At 61.5% G+C, this 20087-nt stretch carries 12 protein-coding genes; 4 read left to right on the top strand and 8 right to left on the bottom strand.

The genetic code is table 11. From position 1 onward, the window contains the following. The first annotated feature begins 49 nt into the window (after positions 1-49). Positions 50-6403: an apolipoprotein A-IV repeat region-like domain-containing protein gene (locus tag ACQZ5K_RS06220; protein ID WP_448739894.1), complete on the top strand. Its 6354-nt coding sequence runs from the start codon at positions 50-52 to the stop codon at positions 6401-6403. A gap of 113 nt (positions 6404-6516) precedes the next feature. On the opposite strand, the gene ACQZ5K_RS06215 is transcribed toward ACQZ5K_RS06220, so the two are convergent. Continuing rightward, positions 6517-7434, bottom strand: coding sequence for a PhzF family phenazine biosynthesis protein (locus ACQZ5K_RS06215; protein WP_448739893.1), 918 nt, complete (start codon positions 7432-7434; stop codon positions 6517-6519). Between the two features lie 304 nt (positions 7435-7738). Here ACQZ5K_RS06215 and ACQZ5K_RS06210 point away from each other — a divergent pair, with 304 nt between their 5' ends. Continuing rightward, complete coding sequence (locus ACQZ5K_RS06210; RefSeq protein ID WP_003521437.1) at positions 7739-8512, top strand: NAD kinase; 774 nt, start codon at positions 7739-7741, stop codon at positions 8510-8512. Positions 8513-8533: 21 nt separating this feature from the next. Then, positions 8534-9034 carry a hypothetical protein gene (locus tag ACQZ5K_RS06205; RefSeq protein WP_269830853.1) on the top strand — a complete coding sequence of 167 codons (501 nt, stop codon included), beginning with the start codon at positions 8534-8536 and terminating at the stop codon, positions 9032-9034. A gap of 27 nt (positions 9035-9061) precedes the next feature. Here the strand turns inward: ACQZ5K_RS06205 and ACQZ5K_RS06200 are convergent, their stop codons facing one another. The 4 genes from ACQZ5K_RS06200 to ACQZ5K_RS06185 form a co-directional block, all read right to left on the bottom strand. Further along, positions 9062-9532: a hydrolase gene (locus ACQZ5K_RS06200; RefSeq protein WP_448739892.1), complete on the bottom strand. Its 471-nt coding sequence runs from the start codon at positions 9530-9532 to the stop codon at positions 9062-9064. 75 nt (positions 9533-9607) lie between these two features. Then, positions 9608-10739 (bottom strand): peptide chain release factor 2 gene (gene prfB, locus ACQZ5K_RS06195; RefSeq protein ID WP_448739891.1). Its coding sequence is split into 2 segments (ribosomal slippage): positions 9608-10669 and positions 10671-10739, totalling 1131 coding nucleotides; the frame shifts between segments, so codons are not numbered across the junction. Between the two features lie 98 nt (positions 10740-10837). Beyond that, complete coding sequence (locus ACQZ5K_RS06190; protein ID WP_448739890.1) at positions 10838-13285, bottom strand: penicillin-binding protein 1A; 2448 nt, start codon at positions 13283-13285, stop codon at positions 10838-10840. A gap of 328 nt (positions 13286-13613) precedes the next feature. Next, the gene (locus ACQZ5K_RS06185) at positions 13614-14873 is read right to left on the bottom strand and encodes an N-acetylmuramoyl-L-alanine amidase (protein ID WP_448740079.1); all 1260 of its coding nucleotides are present in this window, start codon (positions 14871-14873) and stop codon (positions 13614-13616) included. A gap of 645 nt (positions 14874-15518) precedes the next feature. Between ACQZ5K_RS06185 and ACQZ5K_RS06180 the strand changes: the two genes are divergently transcribed. Continuing rightward, positions 15519-18413 (top strand): Rne/Rng family ribonuclease, encoded by a 2895-nt coding sequence (locus ACQZ5K_RS06180; protein ID WP_448739889.1) that lies wholly within the window; start codon positions 15519-15521, stop codon positions 18411-18413. 151 nt (positions 18414-18564) lie between these two features. Here the strand turns inward: ACQZ5K_RS06180 and ACQZ5K_RS06175 are convergent, their stop codons facing one another. The 3 genes from ACQZ5K_RS06175 to ACQZ5K_RS06165 all read right to left on the bottom strand — a co-directional run bounded on the left by ACQZ5K_RS06175 (position 18565) and on the right by ACQZ5K_RS06165 (position 20084). Then, positions 18565-19269 (bottom strand): SDR family oxidoreductase, encoded by a 705-nt coding sequence (locus ACQZ5K_RS06175; protein WP_078053990.1) that lies wholly within the window; start codon positions 19267-19269, stop codon positions 18565-18567. A 132-nt stretch (positions 19270-19401) separates the two neighbouring features. Then, positions 19402-19761: an antibiotic biosynthesis monooxygenase family protein gene (locus tag ACQZ5K_RS06170; RefSeq protein WP_448739888.1), complete on the bottom strand. Its 360-nt coding sequence runs from the start codon at positions 19759-19761 to the stop codon at positions 19402-19404. Further along, a complete protein-coding gene (locus ACQZ5K_RS06165; RefSeq protein WP_142172018.1) occupies positions 19758-20084 on the bottom strand; it encodes an NIPSNAP family protein in 327 nt (108 codons plus the stop codon). The genes ACQZ5K_RS06170 and ACQZ5K_RS06165 overlap by 4 nt, the downstream gene beginning before the upstream one ends. Positions 20085-20087 lie beyond the last annotated feature (3 nt).

Genomic DNA, 20087 nt, shown 5'->3' with positions numbered 1-20087 from the left:
AGTGGTCAACGGCATGAAGCCGGGCGTATGTGTAACGAGGCGTAACCGCATGGCGAATAACAAGATCAGCGACTCTGTCGACGAGACTGCATTTCAGGCGTTGGAAAACGCCCTGCAGCTTGGTGCTTTCGAAGAAAAGCCGGAGACGCGGAAAACTGCAGCGCCGAAGCAGCCGGAGGCCAGATTGAAGGAAGCAAGCAGACAGACCCCTGCTCCCGAGGCCGCCCGCGCGCCCGCCGAACAGACGCCCAGATCGCCCAATCTCGAAGCGGCCAATGACGGCTCCAAGCGCAGCCCGGCCATGATCCTGAAATCGCTGGAAGGCGGCTCCATCGGCGGCGCGCTGCGTAACGCCACGATCATGTCGGTCATCTGGGCGCTCGGCGGTCTTGGCATCGCACATCTTCTTTATGGCAACGCGCTGTGGAACATCGCCTCGCTGGCCGATCTCACCGCGATCCCCGGCCTGATGGCGATAGTCGTCGGCATCCTCGTTCCCATCATGCTGTTCTTCGCCTTTGCGATCATGATGGCGCGTGCCCGCGATCTGCGCAACGCCGCCCGCTCCATGGCCGAAGTCGCCCTTCGCCTTGCCGAGCCGGAAACGGTCGCGTCCGACCGCATCATGTCCGTCGGCCAGGCGGTTCGCCGTGAAGTCTCGGCCATGAATGACGGTATCGAGCGCACAATCGCCCGCGCGACGGAACTCGAAACCCTCGTGCATTCCGAGGTCAACGCGCTTGAGCGTAGCTATGCCGACAACGAATTGCGCGTGCGCAGCCTCGTGCAGGAACTGACCGCCGAGCGTGACGCCATCGTCAATCACGCCGAGCGTATCCGCTCTTCCATCGTCGGCGCCCAGGAACAGATCAAGGAAGAGCTTTCCATCGTCGGTGAAGAGCTTTCGATGCGGATCGCCACGACCGGCGAGGCTTTCGCCTCGATGATCGACACCCGCTCGGCCGCGCTTTTGGAAAAATCGCGCGCCTCGACCGAAGCGATGGGCAGCCTGATCGCCGCCAAGACCGAAAATCTGCTTCAGGCGCTGAATTCCTCCGGCGCGACGCTGTCCAACGAATTCGACATGCGCCTGCACAACCTCACTTCGACGCTGGATGAGCGCGGTGAAGTCCTGCTCGAGCGTTTCGCGATCCATGCCTCGACGCTGGATAGCGGTGCGGAAAGCCTCAACAGCGCGCTTGAAGAGCGCACCCGCCAGCTCAACGACACGCTGTCCACGCGCACGCTCGAACTCAACCGCAATATCGACCGCGGCCAGCAGATCATCGGCGGTTCGCTGGATACCGTGCTCGACAAGCTGTCCACGACGCTTGAAGAAAAGGGTCTCTCCTTCCGCCAGAGCCTGCAGAGCACGGCGGACGATGCGATCATGGATCTCGATCTTCGCTCCGGCCTCTACGAAGAGCGGATGCAGGCGACGGTCGGCCAGGTCAACTCTGCCTTCGACGAGCATGTCGCGCAGTTCGCCAGCGCCTTCGACCAGCGCGCCGGCAGCCTCGACAGCAAGCTGATGGAAAGCCTCGCCCGCATCAACGAAACCGTTGCCGGCGGCTCCGAAGCGCTCGACACCATGCTGAGCGCCGGTCTGGAGCGCATCGGCACCACCATGACCGATCAATCGCTGGCGCTCGCAACCGCGCTCGGCACGGGTCAGGAAATGCTGGAAAGCGCCCTTGAAAGCCGGACGCAGGCCTTCAGCGACGCAATCGGCCAGCGTACCGCCGAAATCACCGATGCCTTCACCAGTTCGCACGAGAAGATCGATGCCGTGCTCGCGGAGCGCAGCAATGCCCTGTTCGGCGCGCTTTCGGCCAGCCAGAACCGTTTCGATGAAGCGCTCGCCAGCCGTTCGATGGCAATTACCGGCTCCGTCTCCGGCACGGCCGAACGTCTCGCCGCCATGCTCGACGAACGTGCCGCCGCGATTAACAACGTCGTCGCCGATGTCGAGCGCCGTCTTGCCGAAACGCTCGAAACCCGGGCGGCGGCCATCACCGGCGCGGTTTCCGGCATCGAGGACCGCATTTCCGACACGCTGGAAAGCCGCACGGCTGCCCTGCATGACGTCGTCTCCGGCGCGGAGAGCCGTATCGCCGATACGCTTGATGGCCGCACTGCCGCGCTTTCCAGCGCCATTTCCGGCGTCGAGGAACGTATTGCCGACACGATGGACAGCCGCACGCTGTCGCTCGACATGACCTTTGCCAATGTCGAGGAAAGACTTTCCGAAACGCTTGACAACCGCACCTCTGCCCTTACCGGCATTGTCGCAAGTGCTGAGGAAAAGATTGCCGGCGCGCTCGACAGCCGCACGGCCACCTTCGGAGACGTGGTCGCCGGTGCTGAAACCCGTATCGCGGAAACGCTGGATGGCCGCACCGCAGCCCTCAACGCCGTGGTCTCCGGTGCCGAAGAACGCATCGCCGATGCGCTCGACAGCCGTACCATGGCGCTCGACATGGCATTCTCCGGCGCGGAAGAAAAAATCACCGAAGCGCTCGACACCCGTACCGCAGCCCTTGGCGAACTGGTGGCCGGCGCCGAGACCCGTATTGCCGGGGCGCTCGACAGTCGAACCGAGTCACTTAAGACCGTCGTTTCCGGCGCGGAAGAGCGGATCACCGATGTGCTCGACAGCCGCACCATGGCGCTCGATATGAGCTTCTCCGGTGTCGAAGAAAAAATCGCCGATATTCTCGATGGTCGCACCACAGCCCTGCAGAATGCCGTTTCCGGCGTCGAAGATCGCATTGCCGGCGCGCTCGACAGCCGCACAGCTGCCCTTTCCGGCATCGTGGCAGGCGCGGAAGAACGCATCGCGGATGCGCTGGACAGCCGAACAATCGCGCTCGACATGACGATTTCGGGTGTCGAGGAACGTATCGCCGAAGCCATGGATGCGCGGGCGTCGTCGCTTTCGCTTGCCGCCGCCGGCGTCGGCCAGCGCCTAGAAGCAACAGCCTTTACGCTTGAAAATGCCCTTTCCAGCGGTCACGAGCGGCTCGAAACCATGCTCGGTTCGCAGGCTGAACGCATTGCCGGATCGCTGGAGCGCAATAGCGGCCTGATCGAGCAGAGCGTCTCGGGTGCGGCCAACCGCATCGAAAGCGTCGTTGAAGACGGCAGCACCCGTTTTGCCCAGACGGTGGAAGAAGGTGTGTCCCGCCTCGAAAGCAATCTGTTGCAATCGCATGAGGATATTCGCACCGCGCTCGATCAGCGCCAGGCGGATCTCGCCGCGACGCTCAGCTCCGCCACGACCCAGATGGGCGACATGCTCTCCGAACAGGCGATGATGATCGGCACCACGGTCGCGTCCAGCGCCAGCATGCTCGAACTGTCGCTCGAAACCCAGCAGGAAACGCTGCAGAAGGCGATCGACGGCAGCGCGCAGACGCTGGAAGAGCGCCTGCGCAACAGCGCCGGTGACATCGCCGTCAAGATCGGCGAGGCTGCCCGCGAAATCGGCGGCGCGACGGATGCCCTGTCCTCGAAAATCGAGACCTCCATCGGCAACGTCACCACCCGTCTCGACGAGACCGGTGCCCGTATCGAGACCTCGCTCGATACGCTGCAGGCACGCGTCGGCGGCGATCTCGCCAATGTAAACACCTCTATCGAGGATGCCGGCCGCCGCTTTGCCGAAGCGCTGGAAGACAAGACTGCCGTCTTCGCCCGCGCCAGCGACGAGGCGGCCGAGCGTATCACGGGCATTCTGGACGAACAGACCACGCGTGTCGCAGACACGTTCGAAAACCGGACCAGCCGCCTGGCAGAGACCTTTGATACCGGCACTGCCCGTATCGATGAACGCCTCGGCACCATGGACCGGGCGTTGACCATCGGTCTTGAAAACGTCAACCGCACCATTGAAGGTAAGGCGAGCGATCTCGCCGTCAGCCTGCGCGGCGCGGTCACCTCTGCCACCCAGAGCATCGGCGAAGAAGCCGTGCGCTCCACCTCCCTTCTCGCCAAGTCCGGTTCGGAATTCGCAGAACAGGTGCAGGCGCAGAACGAGGCCTTCACCAAGGCCATCGAGGAACGCTCCGGCGAGATCGTCAACCGCATTTCGGATGCCCAGACCCGCCTTTCCGGTCAGGCCGCCGCCGTGGCTCAGACCTTCTCCGAGGCAGGCAACATCATCGTCAACAAGGTTGCCGAGGCTGAAGCCGTCGTCCGCTCTCAGGTCGGCGTCATTTCCGAGACGCTCACGGGTGTCGAATCCGCCCTCGACGCCCGCGGCGAATCCATCCGCTCGGCGCTGGACAACCGCACCCGCGAACTCAACTCGATGCTGGCCAGCCGCTCCGCCGAGCTTTCGCGCCTGATCGAGGAGAAAGCCAAGCCTGTCGTCGACGAATATGCCACCATCGGCCGCGAAGCCGCCGAGAAGATCGTTTCCGCAGCCCAGCAGAGCGCAGACCTTCTGTCGCAGAGCAACAGCGGCATGGTCGGGATGGTGGAACAGGCGATCAGCGATTATGCCGCTGCCGGTACGGATGCGGCAAGCAAGCTCGTCGCAGCCACCCGCCAGAGCACCGACATGCTGTCGGAGACGCATACGGCCATGGCGGACGCCGTCGAACAGGGCATCGACAAATATGCCCGCGCCGGCAGCGATGCGGCCAACAAGCTGGTGGCCGCCACCCGCCAGAGCACCGATATGCTGTCGCAGACCCATAACAGCATGGCGGAAATCGTCGAACAGTCGGCAACCAACTTCAACTCCGCTGTCGAGCGCGCCACACAGGGCTTCGGCGCGGCAGACGAGGCATTGAACGCCTCGGCGACCCGCTTCTCCGAATCCGCCTCGCAGGCCGCCGACATGGTGTCCAGCTCCAGCCGTCTGCTCGAAGGAAAGATCGACCGCCTGTCGAATATTTCCGGCCAGACGCTGGCGCAGGTTGCCGGCATCGTCGGCCGTTTCGAGGAACATTCGAAGGTGCTGAGCCAGGCTTCCGAGCTCCTCAATGCCGCACAGTCGAGCCTCGTCGGCACGCTGGAGGAGCGCCAGGACGCGCTGCGCAGCCTGTCCGTCGGCCTCGTCAAGCGCTCCGAGGAAATCGAAAGCGCCATGCGCAATGTCATCGGCGTGGTGGAAACCACGCTCAACGAGGCCGAGGAGCGTTCGCAGAACGTCGCCGGCAATCTGCGCGACAATCTGCAGGCCTCCTTCTCCGATATCGGCCGTTCGCTCGATGAGACCGAACAGCGCGCCCGCTCGGCGGCACAGACCATGCGGGGCGCCCTGCTGTCGGCCGGTCAGGATGCCAGCCGCTCGATTGAAAGCACGCTGTCCAACGCGCAGAAATATTCCGACGAGCTGGTCAACCGCCTGCGCGGCGGTGTCGAATCCTCGCTTTCGGAAGTCGACAATCTTCTCGGCAGCGCCTCGGAAAAATCGAATGCCGCCGCAGCCAGCCTCAAGGAGACGCTGCGTCAGGCCGTGGAAGAAGCGGTCAGCCGCTTCGCCGGCGCGACGGACGAAATCCGCCGCTCCAGCCACGATATCCGCCGCGAACTGGATGCGACCCGTGCGGAACTGAAGCGCGGCGCCTTCGATCTGCCGGAAGAAGCCAAGGAAAGCGCTGCCGCCATGCGTCGCGCCGTTTCCGAACAGATCAAGGCCCTGCAGGATATTTCCCAGCTCGTCGGTCGTTCGACCCACCAGATGGAAGTCTCCGAGCCGGTTGCCCGCGCCATCGCCGCAACTCAACCGGCGGCCGAGCGCCGTGTCGAGACGCGTCCGCAGCCGGCAGCCCCGGCTCCGGTTCAGCAGCAGCGCCCGGCCCAGCCGCAGCCTGCTCCCGCACCGGCCGCATTGCGCGGCGCCCTGCCGCTTGAAAACCGTCAGGTCGAGAACCGTCAGGCGCCTGCCCCGGCCCAGCCGGGTGCTCCGGCCGGACGCCGCGAAGAAGGCGGCGGCTGGATCAGCGATTTGCTGCGCGGCGCGTCACAGGAAACGCCAGCGGCGTCCGCACCACGCGCCGGCGCGGAACAGCAGCCGACCCGTGCGGCCGACACCCGCAATCCGCGCCACATGGTGGAATCGCTGAACTCGCTCTCGGTCGACATCGCCCGCGCCATCGATCACGACGCCTCCGTGGAGCTGTGGCGGCGCTACCAGCGCGGCGAGCGCGACGTCTTCACCCGTCGCCTCTATACGCTGAAGGGTCAGACGACCTTCGACGAAATCAAGCGCAAATATGAGCGGGAAGCGGAATTCCGCACCGCCGTGGACCGTTACATCACCGATTTTGAGAAGCTGCTTGCCGACGTGGCCCGCACCGACCGCGACCGGACCGTGACACAGTCCTACCTCACCTCCGATACCGGCAAGGTCTATACGATGCTTGCCCATGCGGCGGGCCGGTTCAACTGAGCCGATTGACGCTGAAATGACAAAACCCCGGTCAAGACCGGGGTTTTTCTTTTGGCTCTGCTCGCTGTTTCATCGCTCCTCGAAGACATCGAACTGAGCGGGTGATGCTGAAATCAAATCTCGAACGTGCCCGAAGCAACGCGCACCGCGTGGCCGCCGATGCGGGCGCGGGCGATTTCGCCGTCCTTGATGTCCATGCGCAGGTGGATATGGGACGGTCGTTCCATCTCCACGCCCTGCTCGATCAGCAGCGGATAATGGCCATCAGTCAGGCCATCGAAATGGTGGATGGCGCCGGAAAGGGCAGCGGCGGCGGAACCGGTGGCGGGGTCTTCCGAAATGCCCATATCCGGAGAGAACATGCGGGCGTGGAACTTCGCCGCGTGATTGACGCCGCCGCGACAGTAGATATAGGCCGCCGTCAGGCGTCCTTCGACCAGCGGCGCCGTGCGCAGCCACAGATTGGCATCGAAATCCATGTCCCTGATGGCGGCGATATTGTGCAGCGGTACGATGAGGAACGGCACCCCGGCCGTCCAGATCGACGGCACATGGTTTTCAAAGCCGAGATGCGCCTCGCTGACGCCCAATGCATCGGCAAGCGCGGTGTGATCGAGCGGCAGCTCCACGCGGGACGATTTGCGCGGCAGGTCGAATTCCGCGAAGCTGACCGCGCCGGCGCGCATCTTCACCGCGCAACGCACCGGACCCACCTGCTCTTCCAGCACGCAGACCATATCGATATCGTCATCGCCATCGCCGCGATTTCGCTCGGCGATGGCCACCGCCGCGCCGACTGTCGGATGGCCTGCGAAGGGCAATTCACCCGATGGCGTGAAGATGCGCAGCGAAGCCGCATGGGCCGGATTGCTGGACCGGTTGACGAAAACCGTCTCGGAGAGGTTCATTTCCCGCGCGATCGCCTGCATCGTGGCCTGGGGAAGATCATCGGCGTCATACATGACCGCCAGCGGGTTTCCCGCCATTTTCGTCTCGGTAAAGACATCGTAGATATCGTAGTTCAGCGCCACATCCGTCTCCTGCCACTCGTCATTCCGACTGCCCTGGCAAACTGCATCAGGCCGTCCCGCATCGCAACCCTTGTCGGCGGGCGCAAATCAAGAAGCTGTGGACCGGAGCGGTGCGGTCCGCCGCCGGGGAACGCCTGCGTCTCCGAAAGGCCTTGTCGCCAGCCGCCGTCTTCATGTACCAAGGGTGCGTCTGGCGGCTTGTTATCGACCTTCCTGTCGAGGTTTAAAGATTTCGAGCCGCTTCAACGGGTTACAGCGCCTTGCGTGGACGGGTTCCGGTCTGCGCCGTTGTCGAGGGAAGCGGATGTCGCATTCTACCTATTCACTGTCCTTCGTCGCCTCCGCAACCGAGGAGGCGCAGACGGCGCTGAAAGAGCTGAAAGGCATGTACGGCGATACGCCGTTCGAAGAGGCGGAGGTGATCGTCGCGCTCGGCGGCGATGGCTTCATGCTGCAGATTCTCAACGAGACGATGAATTCCGGCAAGCGTGTCTATGGCATGAACCGGGGATCCGTCGGCTTCCTGATGAATGACTACCGGGTGGACGGCCTGCTGGAGCGCATCGCGGTGGCGAGCGGCAATGATTTCCATCCCCTGCGCATGACGACGACGGATTCCGACGGCGACGAGTTTACGGCACTTGCCATGAACGAGGTCAGCCTGTTTCGCCAGTCGCATCAGGCCGCCAAGCTTCGTGTGGAGGTGGACGGCAAGGTGCGGCTGGAAGAATTGATCTGCGACGGCATGATGGTGGCGACGCCGGCAGGGTCGACAGCCTACAATTTCTCCGCCCATGGCCCCATCCTGCCGCTGGAATCGCCGCTGCTTGCGCTCACCCCGGTCAGTGCTTTCCGGCCGCGGCGCTGGCGCGGCGCGCTTTTGCCGAATAAGGTAACGGTCGATATTCATGTTCTCGAACGCGACAAGCGCCCTGTGAATGCGGTGGCCGACCACACCGAGGTGAAATCCGTTCGTCACGTTCGGATCGCACAATCGCAGGACAGGACGGCCAGAATTCTCTCGGATCCGGATCGTTCATGGTCGGACCGGGTTCTCGCCGAACAGTTCAACAATTGACGCCCACAATCGACAATGGCCATGCAACTGACAAGACCTATCCTCGCTGCCTTTCTTTTCGCCGCCGCCGCGCTTCCCGCGCGGGCGCAGACGGAAGCGATTGACGCGCTGCCGGTTTCGGCAATCTTCGTCGTCAGCAGCGGCATGTGGGAAGATCGCAATCTTGAACCGGTGAAAGGCCCAGACGGACAGCTGCGGCCGCCGCCTGCCTCGCCCACACGCGGCTATTACAAGGTCATCGCCATCCGCCAGGGCGACGGCACGGCGAAGATCTACCTGCAGCGCATCGTCTTTACCGCCGATGGGCCTAATCTCCTCGAAAATATCGAGCTGGAAGAATTCAGCCAGATGAAATCCTATGTCACGGATATTCGTCCTGAAAGCTCGAATGGCGCGCCCGCCTCGCCCGGCCTGTTCGTGACCGTTTATCTGAAGACGGACCCGATAGCCAAGGAAGCGGAAAGCTGGACGATCCTGATCGACGAGCTGGGCGAGATGAAGATCGAGAAAGCGTCCAACTGATCGGCCCGATGCGCGGGCCGGACAAGGTTACGCTTGCAGTGCCTCCGGCCCGGCAAGAACCGCACCGAAATGATGTTTCCACAATCTCGCACCGAGTTCACCGCTGCGGTCGAGACTGGAGCCCACCGTAAGCCACGGCAATAGCGTGGGATGCAGCCCCGCATCGAAGAGGGCAAAACCGGCGGCCAGCACGCAGGTATCGGCCTGAATGCCGCAGACCAGCACCCTGTCGAGTTTCAGCGACAGAAGATGGTCGATGACCTCCCGGGGTGGCGCATAACCGTGTTTGATGAAAACGCGATCTGCCGCAACAAGCGACTCGTCGTCCCTGCCCGGTTTCCAGCCGAGTTGCCCCTCAAAGGGTGTTACGCTTTCGTCATGGCGCTCGACGGTGGCGATGCTGGGCATTGTCAGGGCGAGAGCGGATATTTCCGCCACCAGCGCAGCCGGCGGATTGAAGCTTGGCTGGACGTCGACGATATAAAGCGCCTGTTTCATGCTTGTCCTCCAACGAAAAACCCCTCGCAATGGGTTTGCGAGGGGTAATCTTTTTCAATCGACGCACTTGGCGCGTCAGTCGATATCCGCGACTTCCACATCCGCGCCGCCGCTGATGCGATGCGCGAGGGCCGCTTCCATGAACTCGTTCAGATCGCCGTCCAGCACGTTGCCGGGTGCGGTGCTTTCCACGCCGGTGCGCAGATCCTTGACCAGCTGGTAAGGCTGCAGAACATAGGAACGGATCTGGTGGCCCCAGCCGATATCGGTCTTGGATGCGGCCTGTGCATTGGCCGCCTCTTCCCGCTTCTGCAGCTCTACCTCGTAAAGGCGGGCGCGCAGCATGTCCCACGCCTTGGCGCGGTTTTTGTGCTGGGAACGCTCCTGCTGGCAGGCAACGGCAATACCGGTCGGAATATGCGTGATACGCACGGCCGAGTCGGTGGTGTTGACGTGCTGGCCGCCCGCGCCGGACGAACGATAGGTATCGATGCGGCAATCGCTCTCGTTGATGTCGATCTGGATCGAATCGTCGACGACGGGGTAAACCCAGACGGAAGAGAACGATGTGTGGCGACGCGCATTGCTGTCATAGGGCGAAATACGAACGAGGCGATGCACGCCCGATTCCGTCTTCAGCCAGCCGAAGGCATTGTGGCCCTTGACGAGGATCGTCGCGGACTTGATACCGGCTTCTTCGCCGTCGTGAACTTCGAGCACCTCGACCTTGAAACCTTCGCGGTCGGCCCAGCGGGTATACATGCGCAGAAGCATGTTCGCCCAGTCCTGGCTTTCGGTGCCGCCGGCACCCGAATGCACTTCGAGATAGGTATCGTTGGTATCGGCTTCGCCTGACAGCATGGCTTCCACCTGACGGCGATTCGCCTCGCTCTTCAACGCTTTCAATGCGTCTTCGGCGTCCTTGACTATCTCGTCATCACCTTCCATCTCGCCGAGTTCGATCAGCTCGATATTGTCCTTGATCTGCTGCTCGAGCGCCTTGACGCCATTGATGCTGTCATCCAGCTGCTGGCGTTCGCGCATCAGCTTCTGGGCTTCGGTGGCATCGTTCCAGAGGGTCGGGTCCTCTGCCTTGTTATTCAACCAGTCCAGTCGTCTTATCGCCTGGTCCCAGTCAAAGATGCCTCCTCAGCAGGCTTATGGCCTGCTTGATTTCGTCGACTACGTTCACGATTTCATTGCGCATTTCGCTGGTTCTTCACCTTCATTGAAACTCGTTGCTCAAATAAATGCGGGGGGCGCGGATGTAAAGACCCACGCCCCCGCCAAACGTCAGGAGTGATATCAATAAAGACCGCCGCCACCGCCGGTGATGGCCTGCTGCGCCTGCGGTGAGGTCTTCAGAATGTCTTCCTGCGACATGTATCCGTCATCGCCGATGACAGAGAAGGTGGAAGCAGGACCCGTGCCGGGCTTGAAGGCTTCCATGATGGTGTCGGGCTCGCCCTCGACCGCCGCCATGCCGGTCTTGCGGTTGACGGCGACGAAATTCATGCCGGCAGGTACGATGAACTTGCTCGGCTCCATGTGCTTGGCCGCATCGGAGATGAACTCACCGAATATCGGCGCGGACAGCGAGCCACCCGTGCCGCCACGGCCGAGAGGCGCCGGCGAATCGAAACCGATATAGAGGCCGGCGACCATGTCCGGCGTGTAACCGACGAACCAGGCATCCTTTTCATCGTTTGTCGTGCCCGTCTTGCCGGCAACCGGCAGATCGACCTTGATCTTGCCCGCCGCCGTGCCGCGCTGCACGACGCCTTCCAGCATCGAGGTCGTCTGATAGGCGGTCATCGGGTCGAGAACCTGTTCGCGATTGTCGACGATGACAGGCTCGTCCTGGTTCTGCCAGCTTGTCGCGTTGCAGCCTTCGCAGGCGCGCTCCTCATGCCGGAAGATCGTCTTGCCGTAACGGTCCTGAATGCGGTCGATCAGCGTCGGCTTGATCTGCTTGCCGCCATTGGCGATGACCGAATAGGCCGAGACCATACGCATCACGGTCGTTTCACCCGAACCGAGCGACATGGACAGAAGCGGCGGCATCTTGTCGTAGATGCCGAAGCGTTCGGCATATTCCGCGACCAGATTCATGCCCATATCCTGCGCCAGACGCACCGTCATGAGGTTACGGGATTTCTCGATACCGAGACGCAGGGTCGACGGGCCGGCGGAACCGCCGCCGTAATTCTGCGGCTTCCACACCTGATTGCCGGAAACAACCTCGATCGGCGCATCGAGAATGACCGACGCCGGCGTATAGCCGTTATCGAGCGCGGCCGCGTAGATGAACGGCTTGAAGGAGGAGCCCGGCTGGCGCATCGCCTGTGTCGAGCGGTTGAATTCCGACTGCGCATAGGAGAAACCGCCGACCATGGCCAGAACACGGCCGGTATGCGGGTCCATCACCACCATGCCGCCCTGCACTTTCGGCGGCTGGCGCAGACGATATTCGTTACCAGAGTTGGAAAGCGGCTGTGCATAAACGACGTCGCCGGCCGAGAGGACGCCAACCGGCGACTTGGCGGTCGCCTTCTTGCCGGTAGCATCGCGGAAAGCCCAGCGCATGTTTTCAGCGGAGATATGGCCGCGCGTGCGCTTGTCGCCATCTTCCGTTTCCGTGTCCGGCTGCACGCCGATATCGACGCCATCGGCAGCGACGGCAAGCACCACAGCGACTTTCCATTCCGGAACGTCGCGCAGGCCCTTGACCTTGGCTAGCGCCGCCGTCCAGTCACCCGCAGTCTCGATCTTTTCGACGGGTCCGCGGAAACCGCGACGCTCATCATATTGCACCAGACCGTCCTGAAGCGCCTTGCGTGCTTCCATCTGGATCTGCGGATCGAAAGATGTGCGGACCGAGAGTCCGCCTTCGAGAAGCGCTTCCTCGCCGTATTTCTCGACGATCTGGCGGCGGACTTCTTCGGCGAAATAATCGGACGCGAAAATATGCGCGCCACCGCGACGCAGATTGACGCCAAGCGGCTGTTTTTTGGCGTCCGTGGCGTCGGCGACCGTGATGTAGCCGTTTTCGGCCATGCGGTCGATTACCCAGTCGCGGCGCTCGAGAGCTGCCTTTTCGCGACGGATCGGATGGTAATTGGCCGGCCCCTTCGGCAGCGATGCGAGATAGGCGGTCTCGGCAATCGTCAGTTCCGTCACCGATTTGTTGAAATAGGTGAGCGCCGCGCCGGCAATGCCGTAGGAATTCAGGCCGAAGAAAATCTCGTTGAGATAAAGCTCGAGAATCTTGTCCTTGGAATAGGTCTGCTCGATGCGGAAGGAGAGAATGGCTTCCTTGAGCTTGCGGTCGATGGTCTGGTCGTTGGTCAGAAGGAAGTTCTTCGCCACCTGCTGGGTGATGGTGGAGGCGCCGACCGGACGGCGGCCAGAGCCGAGATTCTGGATATTGACGAGAATGGCGCGGCCGAGGCCGAAGACATCCACACCCGGATGGTTGTAGAAATTCTTGTCTTCCGCCGAAAGGAAGGCCGCCTTCACCCGGTCGGGAATGGCCTGGATCGGCAGGAACAGGCGTTTTTCATGCGCATATTCCGCCATCAACGCGCCGTTGCCGGCATGCACGCGGGTCGTCACCGGCGGCTCATAGGTGCTCAAAACTGCGTAATCCGGCAGGTCCTTCGTCACGCCGTGCAAATAAATCGCACCGGCGGCGGCGGCGCACAGGAAGAGCACGCTGGCCAAGCCGAAAAAATATCCAATCAGTCTGATCATACCAAGCTACCGATAATTCGAATCGTAACCATCAACGCCCGACGATATACGGGCGCATCCTTGCATATCGCGTGCCGTTTTGCACACCATACCTTCGATGACAAGCCGGATACGGCAGCATTCGCTGATATGTTACCGGGCGGCAGGCCCGCAATCGCGCTGCGGACGCTTTGCGGATCGCCACCGAATCCGCTTTCCGAGTAACGCGGCGAATGTGAGTAAAATAGGGCTTCGCCTTCGTAATCGTCTGCAAGACCCAAGAATTGAACAGCTTTTTGGCGGTCAATGGCAGGGCGGCAACGGCATTGCCGCTCCGCCGGCTGGCCTCTCAGCCGCCATTTGCCATGGCCTTGGCGCGGTATCGCCCAACGGCGGTTGCCAGCGTATCGGCCACCTTCTTGCGCCATTCCCCATCGAGAAGCAGCTTTTCGTCTTCCGGATTGGAGAGGAAACCAAGTTCCAGCAACACCGACGGCACATCATGGGCGCGCAGCACCATGAAACCTGCGTAACGGTGCGGATTGTTGATGAGTCCCACCTGCCCCTCGAAGGAGGAGACGATGTTTTCAGCCAGCGTCACCGAAAAGGCCTGCGTTTCACGGCGGGTGAAATCGAGAAGAATATCGGCGACTTCCGGCGGCTCGCTGGAGGCGGCAACGCCCGCGATCTGATCGGACTTGTTTTCGCGCTCCGCCAGTTCCTGCGCCTGCCGGTCCGATGCCCGGTCCGACAAGGTATAGACGGTCGCGCCCCGGATGCCCTTTTGCTTCAACGTATCCGCATGAAGAGAAATAAAGAGGTTGGCATTGTTCTGGCGGGCGACGGTCACCCGTTCCGACAAGGCGAGAAAGGTATCGGAATCGCGCGTCAGGAAAGCCTTGATGCCAGGTTCGCGGTTCAGCCGCTCGGCAAGTTCCTTGGCGAAAGTCAGCGTAATGACCTTTTCCTCGGTGCCGGTATTGCCGCCGGTGGCGCCGGCATCGATGCCGCCATGGCCGGCATCGACAGCGATGACGAATTCCGCAGGACGTGATGTCTTGTCATCCGGCGTGATCGCGGCAGTCGTCACCGGGGCCGGCGCCTGCCACTGCTGATCCTTCACCAGTTCCGCGAACTTGCCCTTGGTGGTGATTTCCGTATCGAGCACGAAATGGAAAGATTGACCGTTATCGGTCTTTTTGGTTTCGGCAACCGCCACCTGAACCGGCTTTTTCGCCGTCAGCACGATGCGGGCGCTGTTCTGCCCCATGCTGCCGAAACGGATATCCGAAAAAAGACCGGTCGGCTTCAGGTCGGATGCGGGGAAGCTGAAATTCACCGCCGGAAAGTCCACAACGATGCGGGCGGGCGAATCGAGATAGTGAACGTCGAATTCCGGCTCTTCGGCGAAGTCGAGAACGATGCGCGTGCGCGCCTCATCGCCGATGATCCGCGCCTGATGAACGACGAGCGGCTCCACCGCATGGGCTGCAGGCGCGGCGGAAACAGAGGCGACGACGGAAAATGCCAGAGCCGCCGCAAGCCGCGCGATTCGCGCGCCAAGCCGCCCTCTCCCACCGAATATCGCTGCGTTGCGCGTGAAATTCATGGTCTTCAAGAAATTCCGTATTTCAGTCATTTTCGATAAACGGCGAGGAAAAACGCCGGCAACAGTGCCGTTTCGACCACGCCGTACGATAGTTTGCGCGTTTGCGCCCCACAATCGCAGGCCTTGGTGAACCAATTGTTAACCCGGAAATTCCACCAATAATATGGCATATTTAGCCAGCCTATTGCTATTATGACAGAGAAAACATACAACACGGATGAGGGTTAAAAGTGTTGACGGGATAGATGCCCGCCGGCTGCCAATCGAAAAAGACGCTGGCGCTGCAAATCGGGCAATCATCTGCCGTCGTTACATTTATCCTGAAACTCGATCAATTCCGGCCGTGGCCGGAGACCTACCCGGTGGCGCTGCCACCGCCGCTCTGAGGAGAGCAAATTCATCGGATCCCAAGGGGTCTATATATTATTGTCGTTCCGCCTGGCCAATGATGTCGCAGCAGTTTTCACATGAACCGGATACCAGGAGCAGGCCAAGCGCCTCGCCGTCGGTCCGGATGCTGCCAGTTTACAGACGCCCGGCAGGAGACTTCATTTCCGGCACATCCTTGCACTCATATGAAAGGCTCGTCCGTGTGGCGGGCCTGTTCTCGTATAAAACAAGGCTGCGCCGAGGAGCACAGCTTACATGGCAGACAAAATGCTTATCGACGCCTCCCACGAAGAGGAGACACGCGTAGTCGTTGTCCGTGGGAACCGGATCGAAGAATTCGATTTCGAATCGGAGCACAAGAAACAGATCCGCGGCAATATCTACCTTGCCAAGGTCACGCGGGTTGAACCCTCGCTTCAGGCGGCCTTCGTCGATTACGGTGGAAATCGCCACGGCTTTCTCGCTTTTGCGGAAATCCATCCGGACTATTACCAGATTCCGCTCGCCGACCGTCAGGCCCTCCTGAAAGCGGAAGCCGAGGATCATCGCCGTAGCGACGATTTCGAATCCGCTGACGCACCCGAGCCCGGCGCCCCCATGATCGACCTTTCGCAGGTGGATCAGCCGGATGTCGGCATTGTTTCCGCCAGCGAAACCACTGAAACAGTTGTCGTCGAAGAGACTGCGCCTGCCGCGGAAGAGGTTTCCGGAGAAGCGGCCGTCGAGGCCGTAGCCGAAGAAGCGCCCGCCGAAGAAGAAAAGCCGAAGAAGCGCACCCGCCGCCCCCGCGCCAAGAAGAAGACGGCCGAAGAAGAAGCCGCAGCGGCCGAGGCCGCCGAAGCTTCCTCCGAAGACGACGGCAGCGCCGGCGGTGAAATGGCCGCCATGGTCGATACCGACACGATTTCCGAGGAAGTCGAGGGTCTTCGCCGCGGCAATGACGATGATGACGACGACGATGACGATCACCACGAAAAGGAAGTGATCGAATCCGTCGGCGCGGAAGACGCGATGGAAGAGGTTCCGGACCGCGTCGCCCGCAAGCCGCGCAAGCAGTATCGCATTCAGGAAGTCATCAAGCGCCGTCAGATCCTTCTGGTGCAGGTGGCCAAGGAAGAGCGCGGCAACAAGGGTGCGGCGCTGACCACTTACCTGTCGCTCGCCGGCCGTTATTCCGTTCTGATGCCGAATACGGCGCGTGGCGGCGGTATTTCCCGCAAGATCACCCAGCCGGCCGACCGCAAGCGCCTGAAGGAAATCGCGCGCGATCTGGAAGTGCCGCAGGGCATGGGCGTTATTCTGCGCACCGCCGGCGCCAACCGCACCCGCGTCGAAATCAAGCGCGACTTCGAATATCTGATGCGCCTGTGGGAAAATGTCCGCACGCTGACGCTGAATTCCACCGCCCCCTGCCTCGTTTACGAGGAGGGCTCGCTCATCAAGCGTTCGATCCGCGATCTCTATAACAAGGATATCGGCGAGATCATCGTTTCGGGCGAAGACGGCTATCGTGAAGCCAAAGACTTCATGAAGATGCTGATGCCGAGCCACGCCAAGGTGGTTCAGCCTTACCGCGACATTCACCCGATCTTCTCGCGCTCCGGTATCGAAGCGCAGCTTGACCGGATGCTGCAGCCGCAGGTTACGCTGAAGTCGGGCGGTTACCTCATCATCAACCAGACGGAAGCGCTGGTTTCCATCGACGTCAACTCCGGCCGTTCGACGCGCGAGCATTCCATCGAGGAAACTGCGCTGACGACGAACCTCGAGGCGGCGGAAGAAGTGGCACGCCAGCTTCGCCTGCGCGACCTTGCCGGCCTTGTCGTCATCGACTTCATCGACATGGAAGAAAAGCGCAACAACCGCGCTGTCGAGAAGAAGCTCAAGGATTGCCTGAAGAACGACCGCGCCCGCATTCAGGTAGGCCGTATCTCGCATTTCGGCCTCCTGGAAATGTCGCGCCAGCGCATCCGCGCCTCGGTGCTGGAATCGACCACGCAGGTCTGCCAGCATTGCGGCGGCACGGGCCATGTTCGTTCTGAATCCTCCATCGCCCTGCATGTTCTGCGCGGCATCGAGGAATATCTGCTGCGGAACACCACGCATAACATTACGGTGCGCAGCACGCCGGAAACGGCGCTCTACCTGCTCAACCACAAGCGCGGCACGATTGTCGATTATGAAGGCCGCTTCGGCGTGTCGATCATCATCGCCGCCGATTCCGGCGTCGGTGCGCAGCATTTCGCCATCGATCGCGGGGAAGCCGTCGAAAATCCGGTGAAGATCGAAAGCCTCATCCAGATGCTGCCGAACTTCGTGGAAGAGGAAGACGATTTCGTCGCCGAGGTAGAAGAGGACGAAGACGAGGAAGAAATCGTAAAGGCGCAGACCTCCGAGCCACGCCAGCAGCAGCAGGGCGACAATGGCGAGGAAGGCAAGCGCAAGCGCAAGCGTCGCCGCCGCCGTCGCGGCAAGGGCGGTCAGGGCGAGCAGAACGGCGCGCTCGACGCCCAGTCCGGCGATGCGGAAGGCGATGATGCCGAAGGTGATGACGATGGCGTCGAAACCGATGAAGCCGATGCTGAAACCGAAAACGGTGCAGCCGAAGCGCTAACCTCCGAAGAGGACGGCAAGCGCAAGCGCCGCCGTCGCGGCAAGCGCGGCGGACGTCGCAACCGTGCGGAAGACGAGGCTCTCGATGCCGCCGGCTCGGAAGCCGAAGGTGAAAGCGAAGAGGCTTCCGCCGAAGCATCCGTAACCGAAGAGCCGACCGCCGCCGAGGTGGTGGAAGGTGCGGTTGCCGAGGTCGCGGAAGAGGACGTGCCGAAAAAGCCGCGCCGCACCCGCAAGGCAAAGGCCAAGACTGAAACCGAGGAAGCGCCGAAGGCCGAAGCCGTTGAAACGGTGGAGCCGGTGATCGTCGAGGAAACCGTCGTGGACGTCGCGATTGAAGAAGTGGGTGAGGCTTCGGCCGATCTGGCTTCGGAAGCGGAAGCACCGGCCACGGAAGAAAAGGTCCGCGCGAACCGGGGCAGCAATGTCTCGAGCTCGGAGCCGGTGGTCACCTCTTCCGGTTCCTCCACGCCCGCCGATGGCGACGAGCCGAAGCCCCGCAAGGGCGGCTGGTGGCAGCGCAAGGGCTTCTTCTGAGAGAAGCCACATCCTGAATAAAAGACGCCCGCAACGATGTTGCGGGCGTTTTCTTTTATCGGCGCAAAGAAATGGCGTTTTTTTTCGAGCCGCTGACATTTCCTCATTCCTGTGCTTGTCACGGGAATGAAGAGTGGGAAATGCCAACCCGTCAAACAGACCGCGTCAGCCCGCCATCAACGCGGATATTCTGACCGGTAATATATCCGGCCCCATCAGAGGCAAGGAATGCCACGGTGGCGGCGATTTCCTCGCTCTTGCCGTAACGCTGCATCGGCACGCTCTCGCGGCGTTCCTCCGTCGCCGGCAGACTGTCGATCCAGCCGGGCAGAACATTGTTCATGCGCACATTGTCGGCCGCATAGGTATCGGCAAAAATCTTGGTGTAGGAGGCAAGGCCGGCACGGAACACGGCGGATGTCGGGAACATGCTGCTCGGTTCGAAAGCCCAGGCGGTCGAGATGTTGACGATGGCGCCCGCCTTCTGTTTCACCATGACGGGGGCGACGATCCGCGTCGGGCGGATGACGTTCATGAGGTAGACATCGAGGCCGGTGTGCCATTGCTCATCGGTAATATCGAGAATGGAGGCGCGCGGGCCATGGCCGGCGCTGTTGACCAGCACATCGATGCGGCCGAATTTTTCGAGCGTCAGATCCGTGAGCCGCTGGAGATCGTCATTGGACTGGTTGGAGCCGGTGACGCCGATGCCGCCCAGCTCCTGCGCCAGCGCTTCTCCCTTGCCGGAAGAGGACAGGATCGCGAGTTTGTAGCCATCCGCGGCCAGACGTTTCGCCACGGCTGCCCCCATGCCGCTGCCGCCTGCCGTTACAATCGCTACTTTTTCTGCCGACATCGCTTTTCTCCTTGTCCTAACCTTAAGGGTGTCCCGCACCACATTGGCCCATCTATAACGGGTTTCAAAGGCGAGTTCGAACCAGAAAACCTTGCAACGGCATGCAGAAAAACTGATGCTGGAAACATCAGCCTAAGCTGTTCCCTCTCCCGGATGGGCTTTCCGGCTGTCGGCTGGCGCTTCCTCCCTCTCCTCCAGGCCGTAGTCGCGGATCACCTGCGCGATACGCAGCCGGTAATCGGAAAAAACACCGGACCGGCCCAGCGACTGTGCGGCGCGATGCGGCATGGTGTTGCGCCATGCCCTCACCGCCTCCTCATCCCGGAAGAAGGACAGAGAGAGCATCTTGTCCGGATTGCCGATGCTTTGAAACCGCTCGACGGACAGAAAGCCGTTGATGGTTTCCAGCTCAGCCCGCAGGCCTGCCGCGATGTCGAGATAATGCTGCTTCTCGCCTTCAGACGGCCAGACCTCGAAGATGACGGCGATCATTGTCCGCCTCCGGCGTGCGGAGCGGAGGCGAGACGCAGGAAAAGCCGGTCCTCTCGGCGGATGAACTGTTCGCGGCGGGCGAATTCGTAATTTTCCCGCCCCGCAGGATCGACGGCGAGCCTTGCCCTGTAAGCTTCGTAGGCGGCGAGATTTTCGATGTTGTAGACACCGTAGGCAATGGTGCTCGATCCCTCCTTCGGCGCATAATAACCGATCAGATCGGCCCCGCAGCGCGGTATCGCCTCACCCCATGTGCGGGCATATCGCTCAAAGGCGTCGACCTTGAAAGGATCGATCTCGTAGCGGATGAAACAGGTCAGCATCGT

Source organism: Agrobacterium sp. 22-226-1, assembly GCF_053522345.1.
This window is presented reverse-complemented; position numbering and strand designations above follow the sequence as displayed.

Coding starts and splice junctions, on each gene's coding strand:
- ACQZ5K_RS06220 (WP_448739894.1), top strand. CDS start 50: ATGGCGAATAACAAGATCAGCGACTCTGTCGACGAGACTGCATTTCAG.
- ACQZ5K_RS06210 (WP_003521437.1), top strand. CDS start 7,739: ATGTCGCATTCTACCTATTCACTGTCCTTCGTCGCCTCCGCAACCGAG.
- ACQZ5K_RS06205 (WP_269830853.1), top strand. CDS start 8,534: ATGCAACTGACAAGACCTATCCTCGCTGCCTTTCTTTTCGCCGCCGCC.
- ACQZ5K_RS06200 (WP_448739892.1), bottom strand. CDS start 9,532: ATGAAACAGGCGCTTTATATCGTCGACGTCCAGCCAAGCTTCAATCCG.
- ACQZ5K_RS06190 (WP_448739890.1), bottom strand. CDS start 13,285: ATGATCAGACTGATTGGATATTTTTTCGGCTTGGCCAGCGTGCTCTTC.
- ACQZ5K_RS06185 (WP_448740079.1), bottom strand. CDS start 14,873: ATGAATTTCACGCGCAACGCAGCGATATTCGGTGGGAGAGGGCGGCTT.
- ACQZ5K_RS06180 (WP_448739889.1), top strand. CDS start 15,519: ATGGCAGACAAAATGCTTATCGACGCCTCCCACGAAGAGGAGACACGC.
- ACQZ5K_RS06175 (WP_078053990.1), bottom strand. CDS start 19,269: ATGTCGGCAGAAAAAGTAGCGATTGTAACGGCAGGCGGCAGCGGCATG.
- ACQZ5K_RS06170 (WP_448739888.1), bottom strand. CDS start 19,761: ATGATCGCCGTCATCTTCGAGGTCTGGCCGTCTGAAGGCGAGAAGCAG.
- ACQZ5K_RS06165 (WP_142172018.1), bottom strand. CDS start 20,084: ATGCTGACCTGTTTCATCCGCTACGAGATCGATCCTTTCAAGGTCGAC.